Raw genomic sequence first — 17,147 nt, 5'->3', positions numbered from 1 at the left:
GAGATCTTCGCCGTGAGCGCACACTCGAAACCCTGAATGCACAGTCGGTTTCGCGGAGCCGGTCGATGTCATACCCCCGTGCGAAGGTTGCCCAATGACCTTGCAACTGCGCGGAATCGAACTCCGCTACGTGTTGACGATGCACCTCCTGCTACACGGGCCGGCCACCGTCGCCGAATTGATCACAGTCCTTGACTGGCATGGCTTTCGGGTCCGCGGCCGACCGTCCAAAGCCGTTTCGGACGCCTTGCGCTGGGAGCTGGCCCGGGGCAGGGTGTACCGGCGCGGCCGCGGCCGGTACGTGCCCGGCTATGTGCCACGCGCCACCGAACATCGAATTCACCAACGGGTGCTGGCGCTGCGCGCCGCGGCAAAGCTGTCGCTCAGAGGCGGGCAAACGCACTATTACCCTGGAGCCGATACCCCTGTGGCAGATGTGACTCAAGCCTCGAAGCGGTATCCCATGCCCGACTCGGTCAGCAGATGATTGGGATGCGACGGGTCATCCTCGAGCTTGCGTCGCAGCTGCGCCAGATATACACGCAGGTAATGAGTTTCGGTCGCGTAGGCGGGACCCCACACTTCTTTCAGCAGCTCCTCGCGGCCGACCAGCTTGCCCCGGTTGCGCACCAGCACTTCGAGCATGCCCCATTCGGTCGGCGTCAGATGCACCTCGGCACCGTTCTTGATCACCTTCTTGGCGGCCAGATCCACAGTGAAAGCGGAGGTCTCGATAACCGGCTGGTCCAACTCCGAGGCCGCGGTATTGCGGCGTACAGCGGCACGCAGCCGGGCCAGAAACTCGTCCATACCAAACGGTTTCGTCACATAGTCGTCGGCGCCGGCGTCCAGTGCCTGCACCTTGTCCGACGAATCGGTACGCGCCGACAGCACGATCACCGGCGCGGAGAGCCAGCCGCGCAGCCCGGCAAGCACGTCGATGCCCGACATGTCGGGCAGGCCGAGGTCGAGGATCACCACGTCCGGTGGGTGTTCGGCGGCGGCACGCAAGGCACCCGCTCCGGTGGCAGCGGTAATGACCTCGTAGCCCCGCACGGACAGGTTGATCCGCAGCGCGCGCAGGATGTGCGGCTCGTCGTCGATCACCAGTACCCGCGTCATGAGTCATCCTGTGGCGCAGCCAGATCCACGACGACGGTCAATCCGCCCCCTGGGGTGTCGCCGGCGGCGATGGTGCCGCCCATGGCCTCGACGAAGCCGCGCGCCACCGACATACCCAGGCCCACTCCGGTGGTGTTGTCGTGATCGCCCATCCGCTGAAAGGCTTCGAAGAGCTGGTCTTCGGCGTCCGGTGGTATCCCGGGCCCCTCGTCGATGACGTTTATCAGCACACGATCGCCCACCTGGCCTGCGTTGACGCGGACCACACAATTGGGCGCGTACCGCAACGCGTTATCGATCAGGTTGGCGAAGACCCGTTCCAGCAGACCGGCATCGGCCAGGACCACCGCGTCACCGACGTCGACCTTCACCCGGTCGATCGCGGATCGGTAGAAACCCGTGGCGCCCTTGCCGATACTCACCAACGCGCGCTGCATCGTTTCCTCCAGATACACCCGGTGCGACTCCGGGCGCACGACGCCGGCGGCCAGCCGCGACGAGTCGAGCAGGTTACCCACCAGGGCGGTGAGCTGGTCGATGGATTCCTCGATGGTGGCCAGCAATTCGGCGGTGTCCTCGGGGGAGAAGGCCACATCTCCGGCGCGCAGGCTGGATACCGCGACCTTGGCCGCTGCCAGCGGAGTGCGCAGGTCGTGACTGACCGCGGAAAGCAGCGAGCGGCGCAGCTCGTCGGCCTGCACGATCGCCTGGGTTCGGCCGGCTTCTTCGGCCAGCTCGCGCTGTCGGACCAACCCCGCCGCCTGTTTGGCCACCGCGGTGAGGACGCGGCGGTCCCGGGCGGACAGCTTCTTGCCGGCCATCAGCATCCAGAACTCTTCGTCGCCCACCTCTATCGCGGTGTCGGCGGAATCGACGGTGACACACGGATCTTTGCCCACCGAGGCGATCACGTGACCCTTGTCGCGGTCGTCGTGTGTGCGCAACAGGCTGACGGCGCGCTGCGAGTAGGTCTCGCGCACTCGCTCCAGCAGCGTGTCGAGATCCGCGCCGCGCAGCACCGATCCGGCGAACAGCGTCAGCAGTTCGGCTTCCTGGGATGCCAAGCGGGCCTCCCGGGCCCGTTTGGCCGCGCCGTCGACAAGAACGGCGACCGCGACCGCAATCAGCAACAGCACCAACTCCGTGACAGCGCTGCTCGGCTCGGCAATGGTGAAGCTGTGCCGCGGAGTTATCAGATAGTAGTTCAACAGCATTCCGGACAGCACCGCCGAAAGAGCTGCGGGCGCAACACCTCCCAACAGGCCGACCAAGAGCACGCCCACGAAGAACAGCGCGCTCTCGCCGCCCGTGTCCAGGTACGGGTCCAGCACCGTCACCGTGAGGCCGCAGATCGCCGACGGCACGATCACCGCCGCCAGCCAGGACAGCACGCGTTGCCCCTTGGGTGGAATCGGCGGCGTCCGAACGCCACGCTCTTCATGCGTGACGATGTGCACGTCGATCTTGCCGGACTCCTGCACGATCGTCGAGCCGATGGGCTCTTCGATGAGGCGCGCCCACCGAGAGCGCCGCGAGGTGCCGATCACCAGCTGGGTGGCGTTGATCTCGCGGGCGAAGTCGAGCAACGCGCTGGGCACGTCGTCACCGACTACGGTGTGCAAGGACGCGTCGAGGCTATTGGCCAGCTCGCGGATCTTGCTCATCCTGGCCTCCGACAGGCCGGCCAGTCCATCACCCCGCAGGACATGCACCACCATGAGTTCGGCGCTGGACTTCGACGCGATCCGGGATGCCCGTCGTACCAACGTCTCCGATTCCGGACCACCGGTGACGGCCACCACCACACGCTCGCGGGCTTCCCACATGTCGGTGATCTTGTTTTCCGCGCGATACTTCGCCAGTGCGGTGTCCACCTGGTCGGCCAACCATAGCAACGCCAATTCCCTTAAAGCAGTGAGGTTTCCGCGCCGGAAATAGTTGGACAGTGCCGCGTCGATTCGCTCGGACGCATACACGTTGCCGTGGGACAGCCTGCGTCGCAACGCTTCTGGCGTGATATCGATGAGTTCGACCTGCGAGGCTTGCCGCACGACAGAATCCGGTATGGTCTCCTGCTGTTCGATGCCGGTGATCTGGGCGACGACGTCGTTGAGACTTTCCAGGTGCTGGATGTTGACGGTGGAGATTACCGTGATCCCCGCGTCGAGCAGCTCTTCGACATCCTGCCAGCGCTTGTGGTTGGTGCTGCCCGGGGTATTGGTATGAGCAAGCTCGTCGACCAGGACCACCTGGGGCTGTCGCGCCAGCACCGCGGCCACGTCGAGTTCGGGGAAGCTGCCGCCGCGGTACTCGATGTAGCGGGGCGCGATGATCTCGATGCCGTCAAGCAGCTCAGCGGTTTTAGTTCGTCCATGGGTCTCGACGACGGCGGCCACCAAATCGGTGCCGCGCTCCAGGCGCCGGTGTGCCTCGCCGAGCATCGCGTAGGTCTTGCCGACCCCGGGCGCCGCACCCAGATAGATGCGCAGCTCCCCGCGCTTGGGACGGTGGCCGGCGACGCTCACCTCACTATCATCCACCAGCGCCGCTAGCTGGTAACCGGATAGCGATGGTCCAAGGCCAGATTGAGTTGCACCACATTGACGCATGGCTCACCGAAGATGCCGAGGACGCGATCGCTGCGGTACTGCTGGACCACCGCACGCACCTGATCTGCGGTGACGTGGCGGGCTTTCGCGACGCGCGCAACCTGGATTTCGGCGTAGGCCGGGGAGATATCCGCATCCAGCCCACTGCCGCTTGCCGTCACCGCGTCAGGCGGTACCGGGGGATCGGCTGGGGCGGCGCCACGTACGGGCACGATCAACCCGTTGGTGTAGTCGTCGCCGAACACCGCGCATTCCACCCGCACGCCCTGATAGAGGTCCAGGAACGGCTGCTTGGTGCTCGCGCACGGCTCGTTGACGCTGACCACCCTGGCCGGGTGAATCACGTTGCCGCGGGCATCGCGTGGCCCGATCACCGAAAGCACCGCGCCCACACCGCCGCCGGTGCAGAACGGGCGGGATCCATTCACGTTCTCCAGCTGACCCACCGCCAGACTGCGCGAACACACCATCGTCAGCAGGCTCGCCTTGAACCCCGCGTCGGCCGGCTTGGCGCCGGCGGCCAGCTTGGCCGGATCGGCCGGAGTGTCGACCACGCTCTCGGGCCCGAGATTGCTGCCGCCACTCGACAGCGGGTCATACCCCCCCGCCGACGGCCGGGGCTGAAAGTACTGGGGCAGCGGATTGCCCGCCGCATCGGTGAACGACTGGCCGATCAGCGCGCTGCCCACCGCCTTGCCGCCGGCAGTGATGATCGAGCCTTCGGCGTTGTGGTGCAGCCCGGGAATCAAACTCACCAGCCAAATCACCAGTGGATACCCGAAACCGAGGATCACGGTGAAGACGAGCAGCGCGCGCAGCGCGGCCCAGTACTGGCGAAGCGTGTTCGCGACGTTCATCTCACGCCATCCCCGGGAGTAGTTGTACCAATAGGTCGATGAGCTTGATCCCGACGAATGGGGCGACGATGCCGCCCAACCCATAGCGATACAGGTTGCGGCTCAACAGTTTCGAGGCCCGGCTGGGCGTGTAGCGGACACCCCGCAACGCAAGCGGAATCAGCGCGACGATGATGACCGCGTTAAAGATGACCGCCGATAGGATCGCCGACTGCGGGCTGTGCAGCCGCATCACGTTCAGCAGATCCAGGCCCGGGAACAGCGTCACGAACATCGCCGGGATGATGGCGAAGTACTTGGCGATGTCGTTGGCGATCGAGAAGGTGGTCAACGCGCCGCGGGTGATCAACAGCTGCTTGCCGATCTCCACGATCTCGATGAGCTTGGTGGGGTCGGAATCCAGGTCCACCATGTTGCCGGCCTCTTTGGCCGCCGCGGTGCCGGTGTTCATCGCCACCCCGACGTCGGCCTGGGCCAACGCCGGCGCGTCGTTGGTGCCGTCGCCGGTCATCGCGACCAGCCGCCCACCCTGCTGCTCGCGCTTGATCAACATCATCTTGTCTTCGGGAGTGGCCTCGGCCAGAAAGTCGTCCACTCCGGCCTCCTCGGCAATTGCCTTGGCGGTCAAGGGGTTATCGCCGGTGATCATGACCGTCCGGATGCCCATCAGCCGCATCGCCTCGAACCGGTCGCGCATGCCCTGCTTCACCACGTCCTTGAGATGGATGACCCCGAGCACCTCAGCGATTGAGCCGCTGTCACCGTCGATCACCCGGCCCACCACCAGCGGGGTGCCCCCGGCCGCGGAGATGCCGTCGACGATCTGTCCGAGTTCGGCGGGCACGGCGCCGCCGCGGCTACGGATCCAGTCGGCGACGGAACTGGCCGCACCCTTGCGTAGCTGCCGGCCGTCGATGTCGACGCCCGACATGCGGGTCAACGCACTGAATTCCACCCAGGACGCGTTGGCCAGCTCACCTGCCGTCCGGGCGCGCAGTCCATAGGCGTCTTTGGCGTAGACGACGATCGAGCGGCCCTCGGGAGTCTCGTCGGCCAGGCTGGACAGCTGCGCGGCGTCGGCCAGCTCGCCGTTGGTCACCCCGGTGACCGGAATGAATTCCGAGGCCTCCCGATTTCCCAGGGTGATCGTTCCGGTCTTGTCCAGCAGCAGGGTATTGACGTCGCCGGCCGCCTCGACCGCGCGCCCGGACATGGCCAGCACGTTGCGCTGGACCAGCCGGTCCATGCCGGCGATACCGATCGCCGAGAGCAGCGCGCCAATTGTGGTGGGAATCAAGCACACCAGCAGCGCCACCAGGACGATGCCACTGATGCCGTCGGAACCGAGCGCTGCGGTGTCGGGCACACCGGGGTTATTGGCCTTGGAGTAGATCGCCAGCGGCTGCAACGTGGCCACCGCGAACACGAAGATTATGGTCAGCGCGGCCAGCAGAATGTTCAGCGCGATCTCGTTGGGCGTCTTCTGCCGATTCGCGCCTTCGACCAGGGCGATCATCCGGTCGACGAAGCTCTCGCCCGGCTTCTGGGTTATCTTGACCACGATGCGGTCGGAAAGCACTGTGGTGCCGCCGGTTACGGCTGAGCGGTCGCCACCGGACTCCCGGATCACCGGCGCCGATTCGCCGGTGATGGCCGATTCGTCCACGGAGGCAATGCCTTCCACCACGTCACCGTCGCCGGGAATCACCTCACCGGCGGTCACCACGACGATGTCACCCTGCTGTAGCAGCGGCGCCGGTACCTCTTCGGGCGTCCCCGCCGAGCCTGGCGCCCAATCCCGCAGCCGGTGGGCGATGGTGTCGGCCTTCGACTTTCGCAGCGTATCGGCCTGTGCTTTGCCCCGGCCCTCGGCGACCGCTTCGGCGAGGTTGGCGAAAAGCACTGTCAGCCATAGCCAGAACACGGTGAGCCAGCTGAACCAGGTGTTCTGGCCGCATGCCAGCACGGTTGCCCACACCGCCCCGATCTCGACGATGAACATCACCGGGTTGCGCCACAGCGTGCGGGGATCGAGCTTGCGCACTGCGTCGGGCAGCGACTTGCGCAGCAACGCGGGTTCGAGTAATGCCGACACCGTCAGTGGATCCCTTCAGCGAGCGGCCCGAGCGCCAGCGCGGGCAGGAAGGTGAGGGCAACCAGAATGATCGTCACACCGACCACCAGTCCGACGAACTGCGGCCGATGGGTGGGCAGGGTGCCGCTGGACTCGGGAGTGGCGCCCTGGCGGGCCAGCGAACCGGCCAGTGCCAGAACGAGAATCATCGGCAGGAACCGGCCGAATAGCATCGCCAACCCCAATGCGGTGTTGTACCACACCGTGTTCGCCGACAGCCCCGCGAACGCCGAGCCGTTGTTGTTGGCCGCCGAGGTGAACGCGTAGAGCACTTCCGATAGCCCGTGCGGACCGGTGTTGGCCATGCCCGCACGCTGGCCCGGCAGTGCGATCGCGACGCCGGTGCCGATCAGCACGATCAGCGGGGTGATCAGGAAATAGCTTGCGGCAAGCTTGATTTCGCGTGGATTGATCTTTTTACCCAGGTACTCCGGAGTCCGCCCGACCATGAGCCCGGCGACGAATACCGTGATGACGGCCAGGATCAGGATGCCGTACAGGCCCGAGCCGGTACCGCCGGGCGCGACCTCGCCGAGCTGCATGTTGAACATCGTCATCATGCCGCCCAGGCTGGTGTAGGAGTCGTGTGCCGAGTCGATGGCGCCGGTGGAGGTCAGCGTGGTCGCGTCGGCGAAGACGGCGGAATCGGCGACGCCGAAGCGCTGCTCGACTCCTTCGGTCGAGGCACCCACCGCGGTCGGCACGGTGCCGTGGTGCTGCAGCTGGAACAGCATCATGACAGTGACGCTGAACGCGGCGATGACGCTGACCACCGCGGCGATCGCATACCCCTGCTTCTTGCTGCCCACCATGCGGCCGAAGGTGCGCGGCAACGAGAAGCTGATCACCAGCAGCAGGAAGATCTCGATCCAGTTGGTCCACGCGGTCGGGTTTTCGAAGGGGTGCGAGGAGTTGGCGTTGTAGAAGCCGCCGCCGTTGGTGCCGAGCTCCTTGATTGTTTCCTGGCTGGCGACCGGGCCACCGGGAATGGTCTGCTGCGCGCCGGCCAGTGTGGTGACGACTTGATCGTTGAGGTGGAAGTTCTGCACGGCGCCGCCGGCAACCAGGACGATGGCACCGAGGATCGAGATCGGCAACAGGATGCGCAGCGTGCCACGGGTCAGGTCGACCCAGAAGTTACCGAGTTCGCCGGTGCGGTGCCGGGCGAATCCGCGGACCAGCGCCACGGCTACGGCCATGCCGACCGCCGCGGACACGAAGTTCTGCACCGCCAAACCGGCCATCTGCACCAGGTGGCCCTGAGTCGTTTCGCCGGCGTAGGCCTGCCAGTTGGTGTTGGTGACGAAGCTGACGGCGGTGTTCCAGGCCAGCGCCGGCGTCATGTGGGTGGCCGGATTGGCAAGGTGTAGCGGCAGTTTGCCCTGCACCAGCTGCAGCACGAACAGAAATATGACGCTGACCGCCGAGAACGCCAGCACGCTGCGGGCATACGTCACCCACGTCTGTTCGGCCGCCGGGTTGGCGCCGATCAGTCGGTAAATGAAACGCTCTGTGCGGGAATGCTTTTCGGAGGTGTAGACGCCGAACATGTAGTCGCCCAGCGGCACGTGTACGGCCGCGAGCGCGGCAACGAGCAACAGCAGGAACAGCACTCCCGCGGTGGTAGTGCTCATCAGAACTTCTCCGGATACAGCAGGGCTGCGGCGAGCAACAGCGCGATGAAGATGGCCAGCGTCAGTCCGACGGTGTTAGCGGTACTCACTATTACTTCAGTCCCAAGTTCAGCAGTGCGCCGAACGCGGCGAATACCGCCACCGTCAGCACCAGGTACACCACGACGGACATCCCTAACTCCGTTCACATGCGACATCGATCCAGCCCGCCGGGGGAGGGCCGAAGAAGAGGCTAGGCGTCGCCACGGGCCGCCGGGACACCCCTTAACGGATTTTTTACGGCCGCGGCGGTGACTTTTGCTAGGTGTTATCGGTGACGGGCTCGTCGATCATCGGCAGCCGAACCCGGAAGACGGTGATGCCGCCGGCGGACTCGGCGGCCACCGAGCCGCCGTGGGCCTTGACGATGGAATTGACGATGGCCAGGCCCAGTCCGTGGCCGGTCCCATCGGATCGCGACTTGTCGGCGCGTACGAAGCGCTCGAACAGCCGGGGCAGCAATTCCGCGTCGATGTCGGGTCCGTCGTCGGTAACCGTCAATTCGGCGTACGGCCCGTTCGGGTCCTGGCGATCGCAGGTGATTGCCGTCGTCACCGTCACACCGGGCGGGGTGTGCACCCAGGCGTTGGTGAGCAGATTGCTGACCAGCTGGTGCAGCCGCGCGTGGTCGCCGTTGACCCATACCGGCCCGTCGGGCAGGTTCTTGACCCAGTGGTGGGTAGTCGCCGTTACGGCTACATCGTTGACCGCGTTGAGCACGAGATCGGCCAGGTCGAGGTCTTCGGTTTGCAGATCTTGGCCCTCGCCCAAACGGGACAGCAGCAACAACTCCTCGACCAACAGCGACATTCGCCGAGCTTCTGACTCGATGCGGGCCAGCGCGTATTCGGTGGTGGGCGGCAGGCTCGAACTGTCCTGACGAGTCAGCTCGGCATAGCCCTGGATGGCCGCGAGCGGCGTGCGCAGTTCGTGGCTGGCGTCGGTGAGGAATTGGCGCATCCGCAAATCGGACTCGACGCGATAGGCCAACGCGCTATCCACGTTGTCCAGCAAGCGATTCAGCGTGTGCCCGACGATGCCGACTTCGGTATCGGGGTCGGTATCGGCCGGCTGGACCCGCACGCTGATGTGGTGGTCGTCGCCGGCAAGCGGCATCGCGGCGACTTCGGCGGCGGTCGCGGCGACGCGGCGCAGCGGGCGCAGCGCGACTCCCACCACCCACACCGTCAGTCCCGCGGTGATGATCAGCGCGGTGGCGACGAGCGCGGTGGTGGTCACCTGTTTTCGGGTGATGATCTGGTCGGCGACGCTCAGCGAAACGCCGACGACCAGGCGCTCGGACCCGGCCGCGCGGCTGTCCACCTGGTAGGAGCCCAGGCTCCCGAGCGTTTCGACGCGCGACGGTCCGTCGGTCCAGGACTGGGCCTCGATGGCGCGCACGACGTCGGGCGGCGCGGGTCGTGGTTCGTCTTCGGAGAACACGGCGGAGCCGATCACGACGCCGTCGCGAAGTACCGCGATGAGGTTGCCGGGCGTCTGCCCGGTGAACTCCAGCAGCGCCTGGGACACCGGGGGAGTGCCGGTGTGAATCGAGGTGTGTTCGCCGTTGCGGTATCTGGCGTAGGAGTGGCTGAACGCGTGCAGGGATTCGGCGACTTCCGCGTCGTTCATCGCGGTGACATAGCCACGCAGACTCAGCACCGAAACGGCGCCGACGGCCACCAGCACGAGCGTCACCACGGTCAGCACGCCCAGCAGCAACCGCCGACGTAACGAGCGGGGGAGCCAGCGGGGGAGCTTGCGAGACAAGGTATTCCGGGCGCGCGTCATTCCGGTCGTCGTTCCGGTGGTCATTCCGGTGGTCGGAGCATGTATCCAATCCCGCGGACCGTGTGAATCATCGGCTCTCGGTCGGCGTCGATCTTTTTTCTTAAGTAAGAGATATACAAGTCCACAATGCTCGTTCGTCCGGCGAAATCGTAGTTCCAAACGCGGTCGAGAATTTCGGTGCGGCTCAGGGCGCGGCGCGGATTGCGCATCAGGAAGCGCAGCAGTTCGAATTCGGTGGAGGACAGGGACATTTGGTCGCCGCCGCGGGTGACTTCCCGGCTGGCCGCGTCGAGTTTGAGGTCGCCGACCTTCAGCGATTCATCGGCGGGCGGGGCCAGGTGGCTGGAGCGGCGCAGCAATCCACGCAGCCGCGCGACCAGCTCCTCGAGGCTGAACGGCTTGGTCATGTAGTCGTCGGCGCCCGCCGTCAGGCCGGTTACCCGGTCCATCACCGAATCGCGGGCGGTGAGGAACAGCGTGGGGGTGTACGCGTCGGATTCGCGGACCCGCTGCAGAATTTGCAGCCCATCCACATCGGGAAGCATGATGTCGAGCACCAGGACGTCGGGGCTGACGCGGTCGAACTTGGCTATCGCCTCACGACCGTTGTGTGCGATCTCGACATCCCAGCCTTCGTAGTGCAGGGCCATCTTGACCAGATTGGTCAGCGCCGGCTCGTCGTCGACCAGCAAGACCCGGATGGGTGAGCCGTCAGCACGGTTGATGCGGGGCAGCTGCCCCAAGATGGCCTGACGCGGACGTTGACTGCGCGCGTATCCCGACATTGTGGTCATGTTGCTGTCATTCTTCCAAGCACACATGCACTCGTCACTGACCTCATAGAAACCTCAAATGTAGCGGAGTTGCGGGCCTGCGGCGGATCTGGGGCGTATATGTGATTTATATGCGTTTCTTCGGCCCTGACGACTGGGATATCTGACCCAAAGTGAATTTCGTCGTCGGCAGCGCGCGCCCAATGAGGGTCCCCTCGGCACAGCGATTGCTCTGGCTGCTGATGAAGTGCCGGCGCTGACGGCTGCGCATTTCACGTCGTGTGAGCAGGGACAACTAACGCAGGCAATAGATACGGGAGAGATACACGATGGATTTTGGAGGATTACCACCGGAAGTCAACTCGGGCCGCATGTATGCGGGTCCGGGGTCCGGGACGATGCTGGTGGCCGCCGCCGGATGGGACGCGCTGGCCGCCGAATTGGCTTCCACTGCAAGCGGTTACGAGTCGGTCGTATCGGGAGTGACGGCCGAGTCGTGGCTGGGGCCGGTTTCGGTTTCGATGGCGGCCGCGGTCGCGCCGTACCTGGCGTGGATGCGGACCACCGCCGCCGGGTGCGAGCAGGCGGCCACCCAGGCCACCGCGGCCGCCACCGCCTATGAAGCGGCCTTCGCCATGACCGTGCCGCCGCCGGCGATCGCGGCCAACCGTGCCGAACTCGCGGCGTTGGTCGCGACCAACCTCTTCGGGCAGAACACGCCGGCGATCGCGGCCACCGAAGCCCTCTACAGCGAGATGTGGGCGCAGGACGCCGCCGCGATGTACACCTACGCCGACAGCTCTGCCGCGGTCACCAGGCTGACACCGTTTGCCACTCCGCCGCAGACCACCAATCCCGGCGGACTGGCGGGTCAGGCGTCGGTGGCCGGCAATACCGTCGGCGCTTCGGCCGGCACGCAAGCGCAGACGGCGGCCATGTCGGCAGTCCCGCAGGCCCTGCAGGGGTTTGCCAGCCCGGCGGCCGCGCTCTCTCCGGCGGCCGCGCTTTCTCCGGGACAGGCGGCGACGGTCGCGTCGTCGGGCGCCAGCGCGCCGATCACCGCGCTCTCGACCCTGACCGGTTTGACCGGCGCATCCGGAAAGGGCGCGTTCAAGGGCGTCGGGAACACCGTCGACGCGCTGGAGGGCGCGGCCACCGTCCTGACCGGCCTGAGCGGAAGCCAGCTGGGACTGGTCGAAGACACGACCGGTCTCGGCATGGACGCCGTCGGCCTGGTCGGCTTGGACGGCGGCGGTGTTGGCCTGGACCTCGCCGGCGTTGGCCTGGACTTCCTCGGCGCCGACGAGTTGACCGAAGCCGGAGGGTTGGGTGCGCTGGGCGGCATGGCCGGGGTGCCCGTGCCCGGGCTGGGTGCTTCGGCGGCATCGGCGAACATAGGTCAGGCGGCCGCACTGGGTACCTTGTCGGTGCCGCCGAGCTGGGCAGAGGCGCTGTCGGCCGGATCGGTGACTCCGGCCGGCGCAGTGGCGTTGCCGGCGGCCGACGCGGGTGTGGCCCAGACCGCCGCAAGCGGCACCGCCGTCTCCAAGCTGCCGCTGGGAGGCATGATCGGGCGCGAGGCCGGCGGCGGCGCCGAGCGGTTGGGAGTCCGCTCGACGGTGATTCCGCACTCGCCGATGGCGGGGTGATGCCGCCGGAGGCCATATAAAAAAGCGTGGCCGCACACCTAGCGGTGTGCGGCCACGCCTATTGCTGTGGGATCAGGCCCAGCTGGAGCCGACCGCGCTGTCGGTCTGCGCCATGTTGCTGCCGGCGGACTGAACCTTCTGGCCGTGGGCGTTGGCCTGCTCGTAGATCACCTGGAAGTTGCGGCCCAACTGGGTGATGAACTCCTGGCAAGCCACCGAACCGGCGCCACCCCAGAAGTCACCGGCAGCCAGCACATCGCGAACGATGGCCTGGTGCTCGGCCTCCAGGCTGGCGGCCTGTGCGCGGATCAGAGCGCCGTGGGCGTCGACATCGCCGAACTGGTAGTTGATAGTCATGGTTTTTGTTCTCCTTGGCTTGTGTTGGTTGGAAGTTAGCTGCTGAGGGTCTGCTGAGCGGCCTGCTCTTGCTGCTCGTAGTTGTTCGCGTCGCGAACCAGGCCGTCGCGAACGCCGTGCAGCATGTTCACGATGTTGCGGAAAGCGGTGTTCATCTGGCCCATGGTGTCCAGCGAGGTGGCCTCGGCCAGACCGCTCCAGCCGGCGCCGGAGATGTTCTGGGAGGACGCCCACATGCGGCGGGCCTCGTCCTCGACGGTTTGGGCGTGCATTTCAAAGCGGCCGGCCATGTCGCGCATCGCGTGCGGGTCGGTCATAAAGCGTGTGGTCATGCTCGGTATCCCCTTCTCGAAGTCTGTGTTTGTAGCAGTTGTATAGGTACGGCGTCAGCCGTATCGCCGAGACTACGGCTTTTCGATCAAATGCTGGGCTGAATCGAGTGACATGTCCTTTCTTTTTTCTCCCATCACACGACGACCTGTTTGGGCATGACCACCGGCTTGAACCCGTACCGCGGCCCGGCGTATGCACCAGCGCCCTTGGCGGCCGCGGCCATGCCCGGCATTCCGGCCATCCCGCTGACCGCTCCGGCTTCCTCGGGCACGGTCCAGCCGCTGCCGGCCAGCGCCGTACCGACGTCGGCCGCCGCCGGGGCGGCCGACGTCCAACTCGCCGGAACCGACAGGCTGCCGACCAGGGATGCCTCGCCCAGGCTGGCGGCCGCCCCCGCGGGCACCACCTCACTGGCCAGGCCGGCGGCGGCCCCTTCGGCCGCGATGGCACCTCCCTCGACAGCTCCCGCGGCAGCCTCGGCGCTGCCATAGAGACCGGCGGCGGTGTGCGAACCCAAGATGGCGTTGGGGATGGCGGCAAAGACGAACCACGCCGCGGTGACACCAATTTGCTGGACGCCGTTGAAGATCAGCGGGGTGCCGAGGAAGCCGTCCAGCGCGGTCAGCATCTCCTGCACGTTGGCCGGCAACATGTTCCACAAACCGGTGCCAATAGAAGATGTGCCGAGGGTGATGTTGGTCAGTTCGCTCTGCAGGCCGGAGACGATGTCGCCGAGGCCCTGGGCGGGGGAGGAGGCCGCGGCCGCCCCGACCGCGGCGGCTTGCAGGCCCGGGCCGGCCGGGTTGGTGGTCTGCGACGCCGGCGTCAGCGGCTGCAGGGCTGCGGCGACGGCCGAGGCGGCCTGGTAGGTGTACATCGCGACCGCGTCCTGGACCCACATCTCGGCGTAGTGGGCCTCGGTGGCCATGATCGCCGGGGTGTTGATGCCCAGGAAGTTCGTGGCCACCAGGGCAGCCAGCGTCGCCCGGTTTGCGGCGATCACCGGCGGGGGCACCGTCGCGGTGAACGCCGCCTCATACGCCGCCGCCGATGCCGTGGCCTGCATGGCTGCCTGCTCGGCCGCCGTCGCCGTGGTAGTCAGCCAGGACACGTATGGCTGGGCTGCGGCGGCGGCTGCCGCCGAGCCGGCGCCGGTCCACTGCTCGGTGGTCAGTGCGGTGATGACCGACTCGTACTGGGTTGCCGTGCTGCTCAGCTCAGCGGCCAGGTTGCTCCACGCCGTGGCGGCGGCCATGAGCGGACCCGCGCCCGAACCGGTGTACATAAGCCCGGAGTTGACCTCGGGGGGAAAGGCTGCGAAATCCATTTTGTTCCTGTTCTTTTGGCTTAATTGCGCTTAGTGGTTTCTGGTGCTGCCCGGCGCTTAGACGCTCACCGGTTTCGGCATGACGATCGGCTTGATGCCGTAGCGCGGTGCGCCGAAGCCGGCGCTGTTGCGTGCGGCCGAGGCCATGCCCGGCATTCCGGGGTAGAGCATCCCGGGTGAGCCCGCCGACGCAGCCGCGGTCCAACCGGCACCATGCAGCGCGCCGGTGGTTGTGCTCGATACCAGGGTGGCCGGGGCGGCCCAGCTGGGCGGCACGGACAACGCGCCGATCGACGCCGCCTCGCCCACACCCGCCGCGATCGGCGCGGCGCCTTCCGCCAACTCTGCCGCGCCTATCGCGGCGCCTTCCGCTGCACCCTCTGCTTCTGCGATCGCGGTCTCCTCGGCAGGTGCGGCCAGCAGACCACCGCCGGTCAGACCGAGCAGGTTCGACGCCGCCGAGCCCCAGTTGCCGATTTCGTAGCTGGCGAAGTTGGCCGAGTTGCCCGACAGGCTGAAGGGTTGCCCGCCGATGCTCAGTACCGGCCCGCCGAGCAGTGTGCTGATGTTGTTGATGAAGTCCGGAATGCCGCCGGAGCCCGATCCGGCGGCAGAACTCAATCCGGCAGCAGCGGCGTTGGACGCCTCGGTGGAGGCATAGGTACCGCTGCTCAGGCCCAGGGTTTGCACGAACTGCTCCTGCATCGCCTGGGCTTCGGCGGCGAACTGCTGGTACATAGCGCCGTAAGCGGTGAAGAGGGCGGACTGCATGATCGACACCTGGTCGGCGGCCGCGGGAGCGATGGCGGTGGTCGGCGCTGCAGCACCTGCGTTCTGCGCCGTGAGGGAACTGCCTATCGCTGCCAGTTGCGTCGCCGCGGCGGCCAGCTCTTCCGGCACTGCTGTCAGGAATGACATTTATGGCTCCTTGTGTGTGAAAACATGCCGACCATTTCTCCCCTGGTCGATCCCCTGGTCGAACCTGTGTGTTTGCGTAACGGCCCCTGTGCGTTGGCGTAACGCTAACCAGCCACAACTCCACAGTCGTCACGGAAAGGCGCAGCGTGACAGACGTTTACGGCGTCTTAACGCTGGCGCGCGCAGTTTTAACAAGGTCTTGGCGGCCGATACGGCTCTGTCATATGTCCCAGTGAGGCGCGACACTCCCAAGGCGCGCGGCGCGCGATCCTAGCCAACATGTGGCCGGTTCGCACGCTAGGTTTTTCGGGGTAGGGCACGTCCTATCGCCGACGGCGGCGCGCTAGATTTCCCGCCGGGCCCCCATAGCCCAATTGGCAGAGGCAGCGGACTTAAAATCCGCCCAGTGTCGGTTCGAGTCCGACTGGGGGCACCGTAAAAGGCAAGTTCAGAGGCATTTCACGTGGTTGAGATCCCTCGCAACGGTGAGATCGTCCGCAGGCCGTCCGCAGTAGCTTGGGCGGCAGCGTCGAAAGCGTCCGCAATACTGCCCAGGTCATCCGGGAAAAGGTGGCCGTAGCGGTCCAGGGTGAGAGTGGCCGTCTTGTGGCCCAAGAGGGTTTGCAGCACTTTGACGTTGGCGCCCGCGCTGATCGCCAGGGATAGGCGTTATGGCCTGGGCAGCAGGGACAAGCGATGGCGATCAACGATTTGAACAAGTGCTTGCCCTAGGCCAGATTGGAGAGGACATGCAGCTGGCAGTACCGATCGCTGGCGTCACATTCATATTGGTTGGTGTAATTGTCACAGTCCGCCGGCTGGTTCAATCGCCACCTTCATCAAGCACCAGAAGAGCATTGTGGGGCACCATTGGACAGTTGGGTGCCACTGCCATATTCCTGGCGTTAGCGACCTACCACATGCACCGCGGCAATCCGCTATTTCGATGGGAGCTCGTCGCGATGGGGCTTACGGCGTTCATCGTTGTTCTCACACTGATCACGTCCAAATGGCGGACTAAATCCAGCACATAGCTGCGCGGCCAAGCCTGTGAAACTCGATGTCGCCCAACAGAAGAGGTTGATGCGCCTATACGAGCAGGGAGAAGCGATCAGTGAGTTGACAACCATCTTCGGTATTGGTCGGAGCAACTTATTCCGGGACTACCAAGTCACTCATGTGGTGATTTGATAGAAAGGGCCACGCGGCGGCACGGGATCGCATTACGATCTGCGACCGTGCGGAAGTCATTAGCGCTGGTGGCCTACTTCGTCATGGTGCTTGCCTTCCTGCCGACAGCCAGCGCCGATCCGGGCGGCTCGAATTGCGACCCTAACTACTCGGGTGCCTGTGTTCCGATCGCCAGTGATGTCGACTGTGCGGGCGGCAGCGGTAACGGTCCGGCCTACGTCAAGGGTCCCGTAAGAGTAATCGGCAGAGACATCTACGGCCTCGACCGAGACGGCAATGGAATCGGGTGCGAGTAGAAGCCACGAGCTGGCAGGCGGGTGGTGGCGTCCACGCCACGTCCGCACTCTCGCAGCAACCTGCCGGCATGCGCAAACCAGCAGCACAGCTGCTAACGGATGGCCGAAGCCGTTCCC

Annotated in this window: 16 protein-coding genes, 1 tRNA gene and 2 pseudogenes; 6 read left to right on the top strand and 13 right to left on the bottom strand. The window is 65.7% G+C overall.

Annotated features, from left to right (window positions below; translation table 11 throughout):
- Positions 1-94: 94 nt before the first annotated feature.
- Positions 95-440 (top strand): annotated as a pseudogene (locus BST12_RS33250) (hypothetical protein).
- Between the two features lies 1 nt (position 441).
- Here the strand turns inward: BST12_RS33250 and BST12_RS07260 are convergent.
- The 8 genes from BST12_RS07260 to BST12_RS07225 all read right to left on the bottom strand — a co-directional run bounded on the left by BST12_RS07260 (position 442) and on the right by BST12_RS07225 (position 10,980).
- Positions 442-1,122, bottom strand: coding sequence for a response regulator (locus tag BST12_RS07260; RefSeq protein ID WP_083112439.1), 681 nt, complete (start codon positions 1,120-1,122; stop codon positions 442-444).
- The gene (locus BST12_RS07255; protein ID WP_245850128.1) at positions 1,119-3,665 is read right to left on the bottom strand and encodes a sensor histidine kinase; all 2,547 of its coding nucleotides are present in this window, start codon (positions 3,663-3,665) and stop codon (positions 1,119-1,121) included. The genes BST12_RS07260 and BST12_RS07255 overlap by 4 nt, the downstream gene beginning before the upstream one ends.
- 5 nt (positions 3,666-3,670) lie before the next feature.
- On the bottom strand, positions 3,671-4,588 hold the full coding sequence (locus BST12_RS07250; protein WP_083112437.1) for a potassium-transporting ATPase subunit C: 918 nt from the start codon (positions 4,586-4,588) through the stop codon (positions 3,671-3,673).
- Between the two features lies 1 nt (position 4,589).
- Positions 4,590-6,683, bottom strand: a complete 2,094-nt coding sequence (kdpB, locus tag BST12_RS07245; protein ID WP_245850122.1) for a potassium-transporting ATPase subunit KdpB — start codon at positions 6,681-6,683, stop codon at positions 4,590-4,592.
- Positions 6,684-6,685: 2 nt separating this feature from the next.
- Complete coding sequence (gene kdpA / locus BST12_RS07240; RefSeq protein WP_083112435.1) at positions 6,686-8,356, bottom strand: potassium-transporting ATPase subunit KdpA; 1,671 nt, start codon at positions 8,354-8,356, stop codon at positions 6,686-6,688.
- Positions 8,356-8,445 (bottom strand): potassium-transporting ATPase subunit F, encoded by a 90-nt coding sequence (locus BST12_RS33245; RefSeq protein WP_139801533.1) that lies wholly within the window; start codon positions 8,443-8,445, stop codon positions 8,356-8,358. The genes kdpA and BST12_RS33245 overlap by 1 nt, the downstream gene beginning before the upstream one ends.
- 211 nt (positions 8,446-8,656) lie before the next feature.
- A complete protein-coding gene (locus BST12_RS07230) occupies positions 8,657-10,186 on the bottom strand; it encodes a sensor histidine kinase (RefSeq protein ID WP_083112536.1) in 1,530 nt (509 codons plus the stop codon).
- Positions 10,187-10,206: 20 nt separating this feature from the next.
- Entirely contained in the window at positions 10,207-10,980 is a 774-nt protein-coding gene (locus BST12_RS07225) for a response regulator transcription factor (RefSeq protein WP_083112535.1), read from the bottom strand.
- 308 nt (positions 10,981-11,288) lie between these two features.
- On the opposite strand from BST12_RS07225, the gene BST12_RS07220 reads away from it, so the two are divergent.
- Positions 11,289-12,608 (top strand): PPE family protein, encoded by a 1,320-nt coding sequence (locus BST12_RS07220; protein WP_083112433.1) that lies wholly within the window; start codon positions 11,289-11,291, stop codon positions 12,606-12,608.
- A gap of 72 nt (positions 12,609-12,680) precedes the next feature.
- On the opposite strand, the gene BST12_RS07215 is transcribed toward BST12_RS07220, so the two are convergent.
- The 4 genes from BST12_RS07215 to BST12_RS07200 form a co-directional block, all read right to left on the bottom strand.
- Positions 12,681-12,965, bottom strand: a complete 285-nt coding sequence (locus tag BST12_RS07215) for a WXG100 family type VII secretion target (protein WP_083112432.1) — start codon at positions 12,963-12,965, stop codon at positions 12,681-12,683.
- A 35-nt stretch (positions 12,966-13,000) separates the two neighbouring features.
- Positions 13,001-13,297 (bottom strand): WXG100 family type VII secretion target, encoded by a 297-nt coding sequence (locus BST12_RS07210; protein WP_083111339.1) that lies wholly within the window; start codon positions 13,295-13,297, stop codon positions 13,001-13,003.
- Between the two features lie 134 nt (positions 13,298-13,431).
- Positions 13,432-14,625: a PPE family protein gene (locus tag BST12_RS07205; protein ID WP_083112431.1), complete on the bottom strand. Its 1,194-nt coding sequence runs from the start codon at positions 14,623-14,625 to the stop codon at positions 13,432-13,434.
- Between the two features lie 57 nt (positions 14,626-14,682).
- Entirely contained in the window at positions 14,683-15,543 is an 861-nt protein-coding gene (locus BST12_RS07200) for a PPE family protein, SVP subgroup (protein ID WP_083112430.1), read from the bottom strand.
- A 359-nt stretch (positions 15,544-15,902) separates the two neighbouring features.
- On the opposite strand from BST12_RS07200, the gene BST12_RS07195 reads away from it, so the two are divergent.
- Positions 15,903-15,976, top strand: a tRNA-Leu gene (locus BST12_RS07195).
- 26 nt (positions 15,977-16,002) lie between these two features.
- Here the strand turns inward: BST12_RS07195 and BST12_RS33240 are convergent.
- Positions 16,003-16,206 (bottom strand): annotated as a pseudogene (locus BST12_RS33240) (site-specific integrase); the annotation flags it as partial.
- Between the two features lie 8 nt (positions 16,207-16,214).
- Between BST12_RS33240 and BST12_RS30650 the strand changes: the two are divergent.
- From BST12_RS30650 to BST12_RS07185, 3 genes are read left to right on the top strand one after another with little or no spacing between them, the layout of a single operon-like run.
- Positions 16,215-16,577, top strand: a complete 363-nt coding sequence (locus tag BST12_RS30650; protein WP_139801532.1) for a hypothetical protein — start codon at positions 16,215-16,217, stop codon at positions 16,575-16,577.
- Between the two features lie 16 nt (positions 16,578-16,593).
- Positions 16,594-16,734 carry a helix-turn-helix domain-containing protein gene (locus BST12_RS30645; RefSeq protein WP_139801531.1) on the top strand — a complete coding sequence of 47 codons (141 nt, stop codon included), beginning with the start codon at positions 16,594-16,596 and terminating at the stop codon, positions 16,732-16,734.
- A gap of 47 nt (positions 16,735-16,781) precedes the next feature.
- Positions 16,782-17,030, top strand: a complete 249-nt coding sequence (locus tag BST12_RS07185; RefSeq protein ID WP_245850120.1) for a hypothetical protein — start codon at positions 16,782-16,784, stop codon at positions 17,028-17,030.
- Positions 17,031-17,147: the final 117 nt, after the last annotated feature.

Source organism: Mycobacterium angelicum (assembly GCF_002086155.1).
Taxonomy (GTDB): Bacteria; Actinomycetota; Actinomycetes; order Mycobacteriales; family Mycobacteriaceae; genus Mycobacterium; species Mycobacterium angelicum.
Note: the sequence above shows the minus strand (reverse complement) of the source record. Positions and strands in the feature narration are given on the sequence as shown.

Coding starts and splice junctions, on each gene's coding strand:
- BST12_RS07260 (WP_083112439.1), bottom strand. CDS start 1,122: ATGACGCGGGTACTGGTGATCGACGACGAGCCGCACATCCTGCGCGCG.
- BST12_RS07250 (WP_083112437.1), bottom strand. CDS start 4,588: ATGAACGTCGCGAACACGCTTCGCCAGTACTGGGCCGCGCTGCGCGCG.
- kdpA (WP_083112435.1), bottom strand. CDS start 8,356: ATGAGCACTACCACCGCGGGAGTGCTGTTCCTGCTGTTGCTCGTTGCC.
- BST12_RS07230 (WP_083112536.1), bottom strand. CDS start 10,186: ATGACGCGCGCCCGGAATACCTTGTCTCGCAAGCTCCCCCGCTGGCTC.
- BST12_RS07225 (WP_083112535.1), bottom strand. CDS start 10,980: ATGACCACAATGTCGGGATACGCGCGCAGTCAACGTCCGCGTCAGGCC.
- BST12_RS07220 (WP_083112433.1), top strand. CDS start 11,289: ATGGATTTTGGAGGATTACCACCGGAAGTCAACTCGGGCCGCATGTAT.
- BST12_RS07215 (WP_083112432.1), bottom strand. CDS start 12,965: ATGACTATCAACTACCAGTTCGGCGATGTCGACGCCCACGGCGCTCTG.
- BST12_RS07210 (WP_083111339.1), bottom strand. CDS start 13,297: ATGACCACACGCTTTATGACCGACCCGCACGCGATGCGCGACATGGCC.
- BST12_RS07205 (WP_083112431.1), bottom strand. CDS start 14,625: ATGGATTTCGCAGCCTTTCCCCCCGAGGTCAACTCCGGGCTTATGTAC.
- BST12_RS07200 (WP_083112430.1), bottom strand. CDS start 15,543: ATGTCATTCCTGACAGCAGTGCCGGAAGAGCTGGCCGCCGCGGCGACG.
- BST12_RS30650 (WP_139801532.1), top strand. CDS start 16,215: ATGGCCTGGGCAGCAGGGACAAGCGATGGCGATCAACGATTTGAACAA.